The 15,041-nt window shown below is 58.8% G+C and carries 14 protein-coding genes; 10 read left to right on the top strand and 4 right to left on the bottom strand.

Annotated features, from left to right (window positions below; translation table 11 throughout):
• Positions 1-18: 18 nt before the first annotated feature.
• Positions 19-1,710: a lactate permease LctP family transporter gene (locus PGR6_RS03630; RefSeq protein ID WP_064616135.1), complete on the bottom strand. Its 1,692-nt coding sequence runs from the start codon at positions 1,708-1,710 to the stop codon at positions 19-21.
• A 262-nt stretch (positions 1,711-1,972) separates the two neighbouring features.
• Here PGR6_RS03630 and PGR6_RS03635 point away from each other — a divergent pair, with 262 nt between their 5' ends.
• Positions 1,973-2,740 carry an FCD domain-containing protein gene (locus tag PGR6_RS03635; protein WP_064616136.1) on the top strand — a complete coding sequence of 256 codons (768 nt, stop codon included), beginning with the start codon at positions 1,973-1,975 and terminating at the stop codon, positions 2,738-2,740.
• Between the two features lie 138 nt (positions 2,741-2,878).
• Here PGR6_RS03635 and smpB read toward each other — a convergent pair whose 3' ends face one another.
• Positions 2,879-3,361 carry an SsrA-binding protein SmpB gene (gene smpB / locus PGR6_RS03640; RefSeq protein ID WP_018929470.1) on the bottom strand — a complete coding sequence of 161 codons (483 nt, stop codon included), beginning with the start codon at positions 3,359-3,361 and terminating at the stop codon, positions 2,879-2,881.
• Positions 3,362-3,479: 118 nt separating this feature from the next.
• Here smpB and PGR6_RS03645 point away from each other — a divergent pair, with 118 nt between their 5' ends.
• Genes PGR6_RS03645 through PGR6_RS03655 form a run of 3 tightly spaced genes read left to right on the top strand, consistent with a single transcriptional unit; the run spans position 3,480 to position 5,632 of the window.
• Positions 3,480-4,883, top strand: coding sequence for a sodium-dependent transporter (locus PGR6_RS03645; RefSeq protein ID WP_064616137.1), 1,404 nt, complete (start codon positions 3,480-3,482; stop codon positions 4,881-4,883).
• A 7-nt stretch (positions 4,884-4,890) separates the two neighbouring features.
• A complete protein-coding gene (locus tag PGR6_RS03650; RefSeq protein ID WP_007933502.1) occupies positions 4,891-5,325 on the top strand; it encodes a type II toxin-antitoxin system RatA family toxin in 435 nt (144 codons plus the stop codon).
• Complete coding sequence (locus tag PGR6_RS03655) at positions 5,318-5,632, top strand: RnfH family protein (protein ID WP_064616138.1); 315 nt, start codon at positions 5,318-5,320, stop codon at positions 5,630-5,632. Before PGR6_RS03650 ends, PGR6_RS03655 begins: the two co-directional genes overlap by 8 nt.
• A gap of 61 nt (positions 5,633-5,693) precedes the next feature.
• On the opposite strand, the gene PGR6_RS03660 is transcribed toward PGR6_RS03655, so the two are convergent.
• Positions 5,694-6,221: an outer membrane protein assembly factor BamE gene (locus tag PGR6_RS03660; protein ID WP_018929473.1), complete on the bottom strand. Its 528-nt coding sequence runs from the start codon at positions 6,219-6,221 to the stop codon at positions 5,694-5,696.
• Between the two features lie 97 nt (positions 6,222-6,318).
• Here PGR6_RS03660 and fur point away from each other — a divergent pair, with 97 nt between their 5' ends.
• Positions 6,319-6,723 carry a ferric iron uptake transcriptional regulator gene (fur, locus tag PGR6_RS03665; RefSeq protein WP_003197684.1) on the top strand — a complete coding sequence of 135 codons (405 nt, stop codon included), beginning with the start codon at positions 6,319-6,321 and terminating at the stop codon, positions 6,721-6,723.
• 75 nt (positions 6,724-6,798) lie between these two features.
• Here the strand turns inward: fur and recN are convergent, their stop codons facing one another.
• Complete coding sequence (gene recN, locus PGR6_RS03670; protein ID WP_018929474.1) at positions 6,799-8,472, bottom strand: DNA repair protein RecN; 1,674 nt, start codon at positions 8,470-8,472, stop codon at positions 6,799-6,801.
• 241 nt (positions 8,473-8,713) lie between these two features.
• On the opposite strand from recN, the gene grpE reads away from it, so the two are divergent.
• The 5 genes from grpE (at position 8,714) to carA (ending at position 14,933) form a co-directional block, all read left to right on the top strand.
• Complete coding sequence (gene grpE / locus PGR6_RS03675) at positions 8,714-9,280, top strand: nucleotide exchange factor GrpE (RefSeq protein WP_064616139.1); 567 nt, start codon at positions 8,714-8,716, stop codon at positions 9,278-9,280.
• Between the two features lie 102 nt (positions 9,281-9,382).
• On the top strand, positions 9,383-11,299 hold the full coding sequence (gene dnaK, locus PGR6_RS03680) for a molecular chaperone DnaK (RefSeq protein WP_018929476.1): 1,917 nt from the start codon (positions 9,383-9,385) through the stop codon (positions 11,297-11,299).
• 297 nt (positions 11,300-11,596) lie between these two features.
• Positions 11,597-12,721, top strand: a complete 1,125-nt coding sequence (gene dnaJ / locus PGR6_RS03685; protein ID WP_018929477.1) for a molecular chaperone DnaJ — start codon at positions 11,597-11,599, stop codon at positions 12,719-12,721.
• A 9-nt stretch (positions 12,722-12,730) separates the two neighbouring features.
• Positions 12,731-13,537: a 4-hydroxy-tetrahydrodipicolinate reductase gene (gene dapB / locus PGR6_RS03690; RefSeq protein WP_026286671.1), complete on the top strand. Its 807-nt coding sequence runs from the start codon at positions 12,731-12,733 to the stop codon at positions 13,535-13,537.
• A 259-nt stretch (positions 13,538-13,796) separates the two neighbouring features.
• Entirely contained in the window at positions 13,797-14,933 is a 1,137-nt protein-coding gene (gene carA / locus PGR6_RS03695; RefSeq protein WP_018929479.1) for a glutamine-hydrolyzing carbamoyl-phosphate synthase small subunit, read from the top strand.
• Positions 14,934-15,041 lie beyond the last annotated feature (108 nt).

Here is a 15,041-nt window from a genome sequence, read left to right on the forward strand (position 1 = left end):
CCGTGTGGCGTGTAGTGCTTAGTGCACCAGCATGCCGGTGAACCAGTAAGCCTGAGCCAAGGTGATCAGGCCGACGATCGTTGCAAAGAATAGGCTGTGCTTGAGGGTGAAGCGGAACAGATCCGATTCTTTACCCACCAGCCCGGTCGCGGCGCAGGCCACGGCGATCGATTGCGGCGAGATCATTTTGCCGGTCACCCCGCCGCTGGTGTTCGCCGCCACCAACAGGGTGTCGTTGACGCCGATCTGGTGCGCGGTGGTCGCTTGCAGCGAACTGAACAGCGCGTTGGATGAGGTATCGGAGCCGGTCAGGAACACGCCGAGCCAGCCGAGGAATGGCGAGAAGAATGGGAACGCCGCACCGGTGGCAGCCAATACCAGAGCCATGGTCGACGACATGCCCGAGTAGTTGGTGACGAAGGCGAACGCCAGCACCATGCCGATGGACAAAATCGGCCAGCGCAGTTCGTAGAACGTCTCTTTTAAAGTGGTCAGACCAGTTTTAATGTTGACCTTGAGCACCAGCATCGAGATCAGCGCGGAGAAGAAAATCGCCGTGCCGGTCGCGGAAACCGGATCGAGTTTGAACACTGCCGGAATCGCTGTCGGGTTGGTTACGATCGGCGCGACCTTGATCACCATTTGATCCAGGTGCGGGATCGCGAAGTTGAACACCCAGCCATACATCGAGCCGCCGGCGGCAAACATCGCCTTGAACGGTTTCAGCGTCCAGATGGTGACCAATACGGTGAGGATCAGGAACGGCGACCAGGCTTTGAAAATTTCTCCCAGGCTGTAGGGCGAAGCCACGGTGGTGCGCGGTTGGCCGAAACCACCGGTGCTGGCCACTACGGAAGCCGAGACTGCGCCGACGATGTGCGCGCCTGCAGCGCGTTTTGGCTGCCAGATTTTCAGGAACAGCGTCAGGGAAATCAGGCTGACCAGCGCCGAGGTGATGTCCGGCAGTTCCGGGCCAATGAAGTTCGAGGTGAAGTATTGGGTGATGGCAAAACTCAAGCCGGCCACCAGCGCAGCTGGCCAGGTTTCCCGAACGCCGCGCAGGCCGTCCATCATGAACACCAGCCAGAACGGCACGAACAGCGACAGCAACGGCAGTTGGCGACCGGTCATGGCGCCGATCTTGAAGGCGTCGATGCCGGTGACTTGCCCGGCGACGATGATCGGAATCCCCAAGGCGCCGAAGGCCACCGGCGCGGTGTTGGCGATCAGGCACAGGCCGGCGGCGTACAGCGGGTTGAAGCCCAGCCCTACCAGCAGTGCGGCGGTAATCGCTACCGGTGCGCCGAAACCGGCGGCACCTTCCAGGAACGCGCCGAAGCAGAAGCCGATCAGCAGCACTTGCAGGCGCTGGTCATCGGTAATCGACAGCACCGAGCTGCGGATCACTTCGAACTGGCCACTCTTGACCGTCAGTTTGTAGAGGAACACCGCTGCCACGATGATCCACGCAATCGGCCACAGCCCGTAGGCAAAGCCATATCCAGCGGCGGCGAAAGCCATGTCGACCGGCATCTGGAAAGCGAAGATTGCCACGGCAATGGACAGCGCCAGGGTGATGCTGCCGGCCACATGGCCTTTGAGGCGGAACACGGCCAAGGCCAAGAAGAAAAATACGATGGGAATGACGGCCGCGAGTGCGGACACGCCGAGACTGCCGAGCGGGCTGTAGAGCTGTTGCCAGGTTTGCATATGGGGTGGCCCCTAATTGTTGTTGGTCAGGCACTGGTCAGCGTTCTTGGATAATTGGTAAGACCAATTTACAATCGCTGTTGGCTAGGGTAAAAGCCTTGGAGGCGGTGTGTCAATTTGCCGCCCTAAAACTTTTGTCGAATGAGCGGTGCAGAACGCATCTGATCTGTTCGATCAAGCGTCGTCTGGTAGGTGCTGGCGCAGCGCCGATAGGCCAGAATAGAGAGCCCGGCGAGCCGCCGGGATCGTGGAGAATTGAGTGATGGGGTTTGATCAGATTCGGCAACGCCGTTTGTCTGACGATATTGTCGAGCAACTCGAGGGGATGATTCTCGAGGGCACCTTGAAGGCTGGCGAACGCCTGCCGGCAGAGCGTGCGTTGGCCGAGCAGTTCGGCGTGTCACGCCCTTCGTTGCGTGAGGCGATTCAGAAACTGGTGGCCAAAGGGCTGCTGGTCAGTCGTCAGGGCGGCGGCAACTATGTGGTGGAATCCCTGGGCTCGACGTTCAGCGATCCATTGCTGCACCTGCTGGAGAGCAACCCCGAGGCCCAGCGCGATTTGCTGGAGTTTCGCCATACCCTGGAAGCGTCCTGCGCTTACTACGCGGCACTGCGCGCCACCGAGGTGGATCGTGAGCGGCTGACGGCGGCGTTTGACGAATTGCAGGACTGCTATTCGCGCCACGATGAAGTGAGTCGGGCGGAAGAGGGCGCGGCGGATGCGAATTTCCACTTGGCGATCGCCGAGGCCAGCCATAACGCAGTGTTGCTGCACACCATTCGCGGGCTGTTCGATCTGCTCAAGCGCAACGTGGTGACCAACATTGGCGGCATGTACAAACAGCGCGTCGAAACCCGTGACATGCTGATTGCGCAGCACCGGGAGTTGTACCAGGCGATTATTGAGGGGCGGGCGGAAGAGGCACGAGAAGTGTCCAGTCGGCACATTTTGTATGTGCAGGAAGTGCTGGAAGAGGTGCGTCAGGAAGTGCAGCGCATGGCTCGGGCGGAGCGACGCAAGGGGATGTAGTGTGTGGCGAGGGAGCTTGCTCCCGCTGGGGCGCGAAGCGGCCCCCCGGCCAGCATTGTGGGCGGATTGTTTACGACTGCTTCGCAGCCGAGCGGGAGCAAGCTCCCTCGCCACAAAAGCCGCGATCAGGCAGGAAAATTAATCTTCCTTGCCCTTGTTCCGCACCGCACGCTGCAATTCACGGCCGGCATCGCGTTCGCGTTCGGTATCACGCTTGTCGTATTCCTTCTTGCCCTTGCCCAGAGCGATCTCGCACTTGACCATGTGCTTGCTCCAGTACCAGGACAGGCATACGCAGGCGTAACCTTTTTGCTGCACGGCAGCGGCCAGCTTCTCCAGCTCGCGCCGATTGAGCAGCAATTTTCGGGTGCGGGTCGGATCAGCGATAACGTGGGTGCTGGCCGTCGTCAGAGGCGTAATGTGGCTGCCGAGCAGCCAGGCTTCGCCATCTTTGAGCAGTACGTAACTGTCAACCAGTTGCAGCTTGCTTGCCCGCAGACTTTTTACTTCCCAGCCGGCCAGGACCAGACCAGCCTCGAACCGATGTTCGATGAAGTAATCGTGTCGCGCCTTTTTATTTTGCGCGATGGTCCCTGTTGGGTGTTTCTTCTGTTTAGCCATAGGGGCGGCATTATAGGGAGTTGCGCGCGAGTCGGCTACGGTGACGCTACGTGCTTGAGCAGGTTGATTGAATCCCGGACAATGCGGCCTCTTTTTTGAACGCTTGGGCGTGATAACGATGTCGACAGACAAGGTTTCTGTCCACGGCAGTTGGGCTAGCCGCTGGGTCTTCATACTCGCCGCGACCGGTTCGGCCGTGGGTTTGGGGAGTATCTGGAAATTCCCTTATATGGTTGGCGTCTATGGCGGCGGGGCCTTCGTGCTGATGTTCCTGGCCTGCATCGCGCTGATCGGTATGCCCGTCATGCTGGCCGAAACCCTGATCGGCCGGCGCGCGCGGCAGAGCCCGGCCAATGCCTTGAAGGTCCTGGCGCTGGACGCGGGGCATTCGGCGAAGTGGTCCTGGGGCGCCTTTGCCGGGATGATCACGGCGTTGCTGATTCTGTCTTTCTATAGTGTGGTTGGCGGTTGGTCGCTGGATTACATCATCGACATGGGCCGTGGCGACTTTCGGGGCGTGACGGCTGATCAGGTCGGCGCATACTTCGGTAATGTGATCGCCGACCCATGGCGCCTGACACTTTGGCACACGATTTTCATGCTGTTGTCGGCAGTGGTAATCGCCAAGGGGGTGGTCGCCGGGCTGGAGCGCAGCCTGCGGATCATGATGCCGTTGCTGTTCGTGATGGTGATTGTCCTGCTGGGTTACAGCATGACCACCGGCCACTTCATGGAGGGCGTGCATTTCATGTTCGACTTCCACCCGGACAAGGTGCTTGATGGCTTGCTGCCGGCCATGGGGCACGCGTTCTTCTCCCTGAGCGTGGGTGTCGGCTCGATCATGATCTACGGCGCCTACATGCCGAAGCACTCGTCGATTTCCGGAACCGTCGTCGGTGTGGCGTTGCTCGACACCTTCGTTTCGCTGTTGGCCGGTCTGGCATTGTTTCCGATTGTGTTCGCTGCCGGCCTGAACCCGAGCGAAGGCCCAGGCCTGATGTTCGTCAGCCTGCCATTCGCCTTCGGTAACGTAGCGTTCGGCCAGTTGATGGGCGTAGTGTTCTTCGTACTGGTGGCGATTGCGGCCTGGAGTTCGGCGATTTCCCTGCTTGAACCGATGGTGGCTTACCTGGTTGAACGCACGAAAATCAGCCGCGCCTGGGTCACCTTCTGGCTGGCATTCACCTGCTGGTTCGTCGGCCTGGGTACCGTGTTTTCTTTCAATATCTGGAAGGAAGCCAAGTTTTTCGTGAACGAAGGCGGGCTGTTTCATCTCTACCAATGGGGGGCGGCCGGAGGCCTGGACTTCTTTGGTGTGATCGACTTCTTCACCTCGCGGATCATGCTGCCACTCGGTGGTTTGTGTTTCGTGGTGTTTGCGGGCTGGGTGATGGGGCGTGAAGCGGTGCGCGACGAGTTGTCGATCCGCAGCCCAGTACTGTTCGCCCTGTCCCTGTTTTTGATGCGCTATGTGGCGCCCATCGGCATTCTTGTAGTGTTTGCCGCACAGCTGTGGAAGTAACGCTGACATGACGACACACATTCAACGTTCGGCCCTGCTGCCGTATCCGGCGCAAGCGCTTTACGACCTGGTCAACGACGTGGCCCGCTATCCGGAATTCCTGCCGTGGTGCTCATCGACCGAAATTCTGGAAAGCTCTCCCGAGTTCATGCGCGCCAGCGTCGGTGTGGCCAAGGGTGGGCTTAGTCAGCATTTCGTAACGCGTAATACCCTGGTGCCCGGGCGTTCGATCGAAATGAACCTCGAGGAAGGTCCGTTCAGCCAGTTGCACGGCGTCTGGGTGTTCAAACCGTTGGGCGAGAAGGCCTGCAAGATCAGTCTGGACCTGTCGTTCGACTACTCCGGGCCGCTGGTGCGTGCGACGTTGGGGCCTTTGTTTAATCAGGCGGCGAATACGTTGATGGACGCATTCTGCCAGCGTGCGAAGCAAATGCATGGTTGAGGCCGTGATCAAGGTCGAGGTGGTGTATGCCGCCGTTGATCGTCAGGTGCTGCTGAGCGTAACGGTGCCGGTGGGCGCGACGGTGCGGGATGCGTTGTTCAAATCGGGCCTGAATGGCGAATTCCCGGAACTTGATCTGGCCAGTTGTCCGGTGGGGATCTTTGGCAAAGTGATCGCTGATCCGGCCACTCGCCAGGTTCAGGAAGGCGATCGCATTGAGGTTTACCGGCCGTTGCTCGCCGACCCAAAAGAAGTTCGGCGGTTGCGTGCAGCCAAAGCGGCCGAGGCCAAAGCCCGGAATCAGTGATTTGATTAAACGCCAGACAATAAAAACCCCGGACATGCCGGGGTTTTTATTGCGTCGCAAATTATTGCGGCGAGGTTTCCAGCGGTTCTGGAGTCGGGACCGGGACAGTTTCTACGTTGTCCACGTCCTTCTGGATCTGGTCCAGCAGCGAGCCTGGCTTGACCGGTTTTTCTGGCTTCGGCTTCTCGGCGTTTCCTGCCGGCGCGGTCACGGTAGTGCCGCTGTCCTTGCCGAGAATGGCCTCGTCGCGGCTCACGCCTGGCATGAAATCGCCAGAGAGGCTGACAAGTTGGTCATTTGGGTTGAAGATAACGCTAATGCGTTCCTGTTGGCGTTCACCGCCACCGGGTTGCAGGCTATACAGGTAATCCCAGCGATCGGCATGGAACGTGTCGGTCAACAGAGGGTTGCCCATGATAAACCGTACTTGCCGACGGGTCATTCCCGGGCGCAACTGGTCTATCATGTCCTGCGTGACGACATTGCCCTGCTGGATGTCGATTTTGTAAACCCCGGGGAATGAACAACCGGCGAGTGCGAGCAGTCCCACAAAGGTGAAACTGGTTAGCAAGAGCTTGGTGTTTTGCATCGGTGGGCGACTTCCACTATCTTGGCTGGGACAACGTAAACGCCGATCATACCCGCATTAAGAGAAGCTGCGAAGCAGCATCGCGAGAAAGCTGACCATGGTTGAAAATAGCGAACTACGCAAAGCCGGCCTCAAAGTGACCCTTCCACGGGTCAAAATTCTGCAAATGCTCGATTCCGCCGAGCAACGCCACATGAGTGCCGAGGACGTCTACAAAGCACTGATGGAGGCTGGTGAGGACGTCGGTCTGGCCACGGTTTACCGTGTTCTGACCCAGTTCGAGGCAGCTGGCCTTGTGGTGCGGCACAACTTCGACGGAGGCCATGCGGTCTTCGAACTGGACGACGGCAAGCATCACGACCATATGGTCAACGTCGAGACCAGTGAAGTGATCGAATTCTTCGACGAAGAAATCGAGCGGCTGCAGAAAGCAATCGTCGACAAGTATGGCTTCGAGATGGTCGATCACAATCTTGTGCTGTACGTGCGCAAGAAAAAGTAAGCATGTCGCGCGAACTTCAGGTTCGCGAAACGAACGAAGGCGACCTCAGGGTCGCCTTCGTGCTTTCTGCCCTTCTTAGATTTTCGCGGTAACAACCATTTTCTTCGCGTGAGCCAGGGACTCCTTGGTGAGGTCGATGCCGCCGAGCATCCGTGCCACTTCTTCGACACGATCATTCTTGCTCAGCTTGGAGACGGCTGTGTGCGTGGCATCTTCACCGCGGACCTTGTGCACAAATAGATGTTGATGCCCCTGCGCCGCCACTTGCGGCAAGTGCGTCACGGTCAGAACCTGCCCGCGCTCCCCGAGGCGTCGCAGCAACTGGCCGACAATCTCGGCGGTCGGGCCGCCAATACCTACGTCCACTTCGTCGAACACCAGCGTCGGTACGCGGGAGGTCTGTGCGGTGATCACCTGAATCGCCAGGCTTATACGCGACAGCTCGCCCCCCGATGCCACTTTTGCCAGGGCTTTCAGCGGTTGCCCTGGGTTGGCGCTCACCAGCAGTTCCACTTGTTCTAGCCCGTTGGGCAGCAGTTCATCGCTGCTGTTGGGGCGCAGTTCGATGGTGAAGCGGCCGCCGGGCATGCCCAGGCGCTGGATTTCCTGCTCCACGGCGCTGGCCAGGCTGCTCGATGCTTGATGGCGCAGGTCGCTCAATTCCCGAGCCTTCTCCTGATAATGACGGGCGTAGGAGGCCAGCTCATCGCCCAGGCGTTCGATGGATTCATCGTTGGCATTCAGGGTTTCGATTTCGTCGAGTAGCTTCTGTTGCATCTCGGCGACCTCGGTCGGCTGGATGCGGTGTTTGCGAGCCAGGGTGTAGATCGCATCGAGGCGCTCTTCCAGGTATTGAAGGCGTGCCGGGTCTGCGTCGAAATTGTCGAGAAAACGGTTCAATTCGCCCACCGCTTCTTCGACCTGAATCTGCGCGCTGGTCAGCAGGTTGCTGGCTTCACCCAGGGCGCCGATCGAATTGTTCACGCTCGATAGGCGATTGAGGCTGGCTGTCAGTGCGTTCAATACATTGCCGGAATCACTTTCGCTGCATTGTTCGACCACTTGCCGACAAATGCCCAGCAAGGTTTCGGCGTTGGTCAGGTTCTTGTGTTCCTGCTCCAGTTGCTCCAGCTCGCTTTCGCCGAGGCCGAGGTTTTCCAGTTCTTCGAGTTGATAGCTGAGCAACTGATGACGAGCGCGCTGTTCGTCGCCGGAGTTGGAGAGGCGTTCCAGCTCCTGACGGGTCTGGCGCCAGCGTTGGGCGGCCAGTTGCACCTGACGGGCAAGGTCCGTGGCGCCGGCGTACTCGTCGAGCAGGCGGCGATGGGTATCGGTTTTGAGCAGGGATTGGTGTTCGTGCTGGCTGTGGATATCGATCAGCAACTCGCCCAGGGCCTTCAGGTCGCCGAGAGGGCAGGGGGTGCCATTGATATAGCCGCGCGAACGCCCTTCAGCAGTGATCACGCGGCGCAGAATGCACGGGCCGTCGTTCTCGAGGTCGCGTTCGGCCAGCCAGGCGCTGGCTTCAGGGATGTCGATCAGGTCGAAGGTGGCCAGGATGTCGGCCTTGTCGGCCCCCGGGCGGACTACGCCGCTGTCGGCGCGATCACCCAGGGTCAGGCCGAGGGCGTCGAGCATGATCGACTTGCCGGCGCCGGTTTCCCCTGTGATCACGCTCATCCCGCGATCGAGTTCGAGATCGAGATGTTCAACGATGGCGTAGTTGTGTACGGACAGGTGCACCAGCATGAAGGCCGCTCCCAGGCTTTAGGTCTGGTTATTTATACAGTGTTTTGTTTCTGGCTGACAATGCCCCCGCTTAGGTCGATTTGCTTGATTGAAAGAAATCCTTAGCGCGCCTGGGAATGACAAAGCAGTTGTTTTTTGTAGGGTTAATCATCGGATAGCCCTTGAAGCTGAATTTTGCGACCCCATATACCGGGGCAGAAGCGTGAGTTGAGCTCGCGGACGATATTGGAAGGAGAAATCTATGGCTGACGAACAGACAGTGGATACGCAAAATCTAGACGCCAACCAGACCCCCGAGGCTTCGGGTGAAGACCTGGCGGCTCGTGTACAAGTGCTCGAAGAGCAATTGGCTGGTGCGCAGGATCAGGCTTTGCGTGTAGCCGCCGATCTGCAGAACGTCCGCCGTCGTGCCGATCAGGACGTTGAAAAGGCTCACAAGTTCGCCCTGGAAAAATTCGCAGGCGACCTGCTGCCGATCATTGACAGCCTGGAGCGCGGCCTGGAGCTGTCCAACCCTGACGACGAAAACATTCGTTCGATGCGCGAAGGGATCGAGCTGACCCTGAAAATGTTCCAGGACACCCTGAAGCGCTATCACCTGGAAGCCATCGATCCTGAAGGCGAACCTTTCAATGCCTCGCATCATCAGGCGATGGCCATGCAGGAAAGCGCCGACGTCGAGCCAAACAGCGTGCTCAAGGTGTTTCAGAAGGGCTATCAGCTCCACGGTCGCCTGCTGCGCCCGGCCATGGTCGTGGTCAGCAAGGCACCTGCACCGGTTTCGCCTTCGATTGACGAGCAGGCTTGAAATTAGCCGCAAGGCCCCCATTTAGAAGTCAAGCGTTTAAGTGCTACCGCAGTCAGCCACCACTACTGCGGCATCCAAATCCAAAGTTTCGGGAGAGTGAACATGGGCAAAATTATCGGTATCGACCTGGGGACTACCAACTCCTGCGTCTCCGTGCTGGAAAACGGCAAGGCCAAAGTTATTGAAAACGCTGAAGGCGCGCGTACCACGCCGTCGATCATCGCTTATGCCAACGATGGCGAAATCCTGGTTGGCCAGTCGGCCAAGCGTCAGGCAGTGACCAATCCGCATAACACCCTGTACGCGGTGAAGCGTCTGATCGGTCGTCGTTTCGACGAAGAAGTCGTACAGAAAGACATCCAGATGGTCCCTTACAAGATCGTCAAGGCTGACAACAGCGACGCCTGGGTTGAAGTGAACGGCCAGAAAATGGCACCGCCACAAATCTCGGCTGAAATTCTGAAGAAAATGAAGAAGACCGCCGAAGACTACCTCGGCGAGCCTGTGACCGAAGCGGTGATCACCGTTCCGGCCTACTTCAACGACAGCCAGCGTCAAGCCACCAAAGACGCCGGCCGCATCGCGGGCCTGGACGTAAAACGCATCATCAACGAACCAACCGCAGCCGCACTGGCCTACGGTATGGACAAGGCCAAGGGCGATCACACTGTGATCGTTTACGACCTGGGTGGCGGTACTTTCGACGTTTCCGTTATCGAGATCGCTGAAGTCGATGGCGAGCACCAGTTCGAAGTGTTGGCCACCAACGGCGACACCTTCCTGGGCGGTGAAGACTTTGACATTCGCCTGATCGACTACCTCGTCGACGAATTCAAGAAAGAAAGCGGCATGAACCTCAAGGGTGATCCGCTGGCCATGCAGCGCCTGAAAGAAGCTGCCGAGAAAGCCAAGATCGAACTGTCCTCGAGCCAGTCGACCGACGTGAACCTGCCGTACATCACTGCAGACGCTACCGGTCCTAAGCACTTGAACGTGAAAATCTCCCGCGCCAAGCTCGAAGCGCTGGTGGAAGACCTGGTTCAGCGCACCATCGAACCTTGCCGCATCGCGATGAAAGACGCCGGTATCGATGTCAGCAAGATCGACGACGTGATTCTGGTCGGCGGTCAGACCCGTATGCCAATGGTGCAGAAAGCTGTTTCCGACTTCTTCGGTAAAGAAGCTCGTAAAGACGTTAACCCGGACGAAGCTGTTGCCATGGGTGCTGCGATCCAGGGCGCTGTATTGGCCGGCGACGTGAAAGACGTTCTGCTGCTCGACGTCAGCCCGCTGACCCTGGGTATCGAAACCATGGGGGGCGTGATGACTGCGCTGATCGAGAAAAACACCACGATTCCTACCAAGAAATCGCAAGTGTTCTCGACCGCTGACGACAACCAGAGCGCTGTGACCATTCACGTGCTGCAAGGTGAGCGTAAGCAAGCCGCACAGAACAAGTCCCTGGGCAAGTTCGACCTGGCCGAGATTCCACCGGCTCCACGTGGCGTGCCACAAATCGAAGTGACCTTCGACATCGACGCCAACGGCATTCTGCACGTAGGCGCCAAAGACAAGGCTACCGGCAAGACTCAGTCGATCGTGATCAAGGCCAACTCCGGTCTGTCCGAGGACGAAATTCAGCAGATGGTTCGCGACGCTGAACTGAATGCTGAAGAAGACCGCAAGTTCGAAGAGCTGGCGAGCGCTCGTAACCAGGGCGACGCACTGGTTCACTCGACTCGCAAAATGGTCGCTGATGCTGGCGACAAGGTGAGCGCTGAAGAGAAGACTGCAATTGAGGCGGCAGTCGTTGCCCTGGAAGCCGCTGTTAAAGGCGACGACAAGGCTGCAATCGAAGCCAAGGTTGAAGAGCTGTCCAAGGTCTCCGCGCCAGTGGCTCAGAAAATGTATGCCGAGCAGGCTCAGCCAGCTGAAGGCGCGGCACCGAAAGGCGAAGCGGCTGAAAAAGCTGACGACGTCGTCGACGCTGAGTTCGAAGAAGTTAAAGACCACAAGTAAGTTGTTGGTCGCCCGGTTGACTGCCTTCAGGCGGTGACTGGTAGGATGTCGCCGCGCGGGAGCTTGCTCCCGCGTTGGCGTGTCTGGAGTTAGCGAATTTTTACAGCATGCGACAACGCTCGCGTGTTGGTGGCATGGCCGGGGATGCTCCTGCTTTCCGCGCCGAAAGTGCCGCATCGAATCAAAGACCAGGATCGTTGAATTGACGTGAGTTGGGTCCGGGCCTGTATTGGGGCTCAACGAGTTTGACGAGGCTCAGGAGAGGTTTGTCGAACGTCCTTAAGAGTGCAAAGACTTATGGCAAAGCGTGACTATTACGAAGTATTGGGTGTTGAGCGTGGCTCAAGCGAAGCAGACCTGAAAAAGGCCTACCGCCGCCTGGCGATGAAGCACCACCCGGACCGTAATCCCGATGACAAAGCGTCGGAAGATATGTTCAAGGAGGCCAACGAGGCCTACGAAGTGCTGTCCGATTCCAGCAAGCGCGCGGCCTATGACCAATACGGTCATGCCGGTGTCGACCCGAGCATGGGTGGCGGCGGTGCCGGTTTTGGTGGCCAGAACTTCTCCGATATCTTTGGCGATGTCTTCAGTGACTTCTTCGGTGGCGGTCGCGGCGGCTCCCGTGGCGGCGCGCAGCGTGGCAGCGACCTGCGTTACACGCTGGAGTTGAACCTGGAAGAAGCGGTGCGCGGCACAACCGTGAATATCCGTGTTCCGACACTGGTCAACTGCAAGCCGTGTGACGGCTCGGGTGCCAAGAAAGGCTCCTCGCCGGTCACCTGCCCGACGTGTGGCGGTATCGGTCAGGTACGCATGCAGCAAGGCTTCTTCTCGGTGCAGCAGACCTGCCCGCGTTGCCATGGCCAGGGCAAGATCATTTCCGATCCGTGCGATTCCTGCCACGGCGAAGGTCGTGTCGAAGAGTACAAGACGCTTTCCGTCAAAGTGCCGGCCGGTGTCGATACCGGTGACCGTATTCGTCTGTCCGGCGAAGGCGAAGCAGGCGCGCAGGGTGGTCCGACCGGCGATCTGTACGTGGTGATCAATGTGCGTGAGCACGCGATCTTCCAGCGTGATGGCAAGCACCTGTTCTGCGAAGTGCCGATCAGCTTCGTCGACGCAGCGTTGGGCGGCGAGCTGGAGATTCCGACCCTTGATGGTCGGGTCAAGCTGAAGATCCCTGAGGGGACTCAGACCGGCAAGCAGTTCCGTGTTCGCGGCAAAGGCGTTGCGCCGGTACGTGGCGGCGGCGCTGGCGACCTGATGTGCCGTGTGGCGGTCGAAACCCCGGTCAACCTGGGTCGTCGCCAGCGCGAATTGCTGGAAGAGTTCCGCAGCTCCCTGGCGGACGACAACAGTCATTCGCCGAAAACCACTGGTTGGTTCGAAGGCGTGAAGCGCTTCTTCGGCGATTTGTAAGGAGTGAGCATGCGACGTATAGCTGTGATGGGTGCCGCCGGCCGCATGGGCAAGATCCTGGTCGAGGCGGTGCAGCAGCGCGCGCCGCTGACCGGTCTGACCGCCGCCATCGTGCGCCCCGGCAGTACGCTGATTGGCGTGGATGCCGGTGAGCTGGCCTCGTTGGGGCGTATTGGTGTGCCGCTGTCCGGTAGCCTGGATTCGGTGGCTGATGAGTTCGACGTGCTGATCGACTTCACGCTCCCGGAAGTCATGCTGAAAAACCTGGCTTTCTGCCGTAAGGCGGGCAAGGCCATGGTGATCGGCACGACAGGATTGGACGCCGCGCAGAAGCAGTTGCTGGCCGAGGCGGGCAAGGATATTCCTATCGTGTTCGCGGCCAATTTCAGCGTCGGTGTAAACCTGTCGCTGAAGCTGCTCGACATGGCTGCGCGCGTGCTGGGTGATGATGCGGATATCGAAATCATCGAGGCTCACCATCGGCACAAGATCGATGCGCCTTCGGGCACGGCGCTGCGCATGGGTGAAGTAATCGCCAATGCGCTGGATCGTGATCTGCAGAAGGTTGCGGTCTATGGACGTGAAGGTCACACCGGTGCGCGCGAGCGTGAAACGATCGGCTTTGCCACTGTTCGCGGTGGTGATGTGGTCGGTGATCATACGGTGCTGTTCGCCTGCGAGGGCGAGCGACTTGAAATCACGCACAAGGCATCCAGTCGTATGACCTTCGCCAAGGGTGCGGTACGTGCGGCTTTGTGGCTGGACGGTCGTGAGCCAGGCCTCTACGACATGCAAGACGTGCTCGACCTGCGTTAAGATGCAGCCGAAACCGGGTTCAAACATAGCCTTTGAGCCCGGTTTTAAACCGCCAAGCGACGTCCTGTCGCATTCTCCGGCCTTTAGGGCTCATTGGCGGTAGACCAAAAATGCCTTTTTCTGTAAGCTACAGCTTTAGTGTGTCCACTAAAAGCGCGCAGAATAATTCGATGAAGAAGCGGGGTGACGTGTCCATACGTCACTCCGCTTTTTTACAACCTGCGATCGCCCTTTCAGGCTTTATTTACGGGAGGTCTTCTTGACTAAGCCAGCCATACTCGCCCTTGCTGATGGCAGCATTTTTCGCGGCGAAGCCATTGGAGCCGACGGACAAACCGTTGGTGAGGTGGTGTTCAACACCGCAATGACCGGCTATCAGGAAATCCTTACCGATCCTTCCTACGCCCAACAGATCGTTACCCTGACTTACCCGCACATCGGCAACACTGGTACTACGCCGGAAGACGCCGAGTCCGATCGCGTCTGGTCCGCTGGCCTGGTCATCCGTGACCTGCCACTGGTTGCGAGCAACTGGCGCAACACGATGTCTCTGTCCGACTACCTGAAAGCCAATAATGTCGTGGCAATCGCCGGTATCGACACTCGCCGCCTGACACGCATCCTGCGTGAGAAAGGCGCGCAGAACGGCTGCATCATGGCCGGTGACAACATTTCCGAAGAAGCCGCCATCGCCGCTGCCCAGGGTTTTCCTGGCCTCAAAGGCATGGACCTGGCGAAAGTCGTCAGCACCAAAGAGAAGTACGAGTGGCGCTCGACTGTCTGGGACTTGAAGACCGACAGCCACGCGACCATCGACGCTTCCGATCTGCCATATCACGTGGTTGCCTACGACTACGGCGTCAAGCTGAACATCCTGCGCATGCTGGTCGAGCGCGGTTGCCGCGTGACCGTGGTGCCAGCTCAAACGCCGGCGGCTGACGTTCTGGCTCTGAAGCCGGACGGCGTGTTCCTGTCCAACGGCCCGGGTGACCCTGAGCCATGCGATTACGCGATCCAGGCCATTAAAGACGTGCTGGAAACCGAGATCCCGGTATTCGGTATCTGCCTCGGCCACCAACTGCTGGCTCTGGCCTCCGGCGCCAAGACCCTGAAAATGGGCCACGGCCACCACGGTGCAAACCACCCGGTTCAGGATCTGGACAGCGGTGTGGTGATGATCACCAGCCAGAACCACGGTTTTGCGGTAGACGAAGCGACCCTGCCAGGCAACGTTCGGGCGATCCACAAATCGCTGTTCGACGGCACCCTGCAAGGTATCGAGCGTACCGACAAGAGCGCCTTCAGCTTCCAGGGTCACCCTGAAGCCAGCCCTGGCCCGAACGACGTAGCGCCACTGTTTGATCGCTTCATCAACGAAATGGCCAAGCGACGCTGATCGCTCGCCCTGATGTAGCGAAGCCTGGGGGCGGTCCCGAAACCGGCGGCCCCCTCAAGGCTTCAGAGATTGAACAAGACGGCTTGCCGACTGACCTGCGGATTTGAG

The organism is Pseudomonas sp. GR 6-02 (assembly GCF_001655615.1).
Classification (GTDB): Bacteria; Pseudomonadota; Gammaproteobacteria; order Pseudomonadales; family Pseudomonadaceae; genus Aquipseudomonas.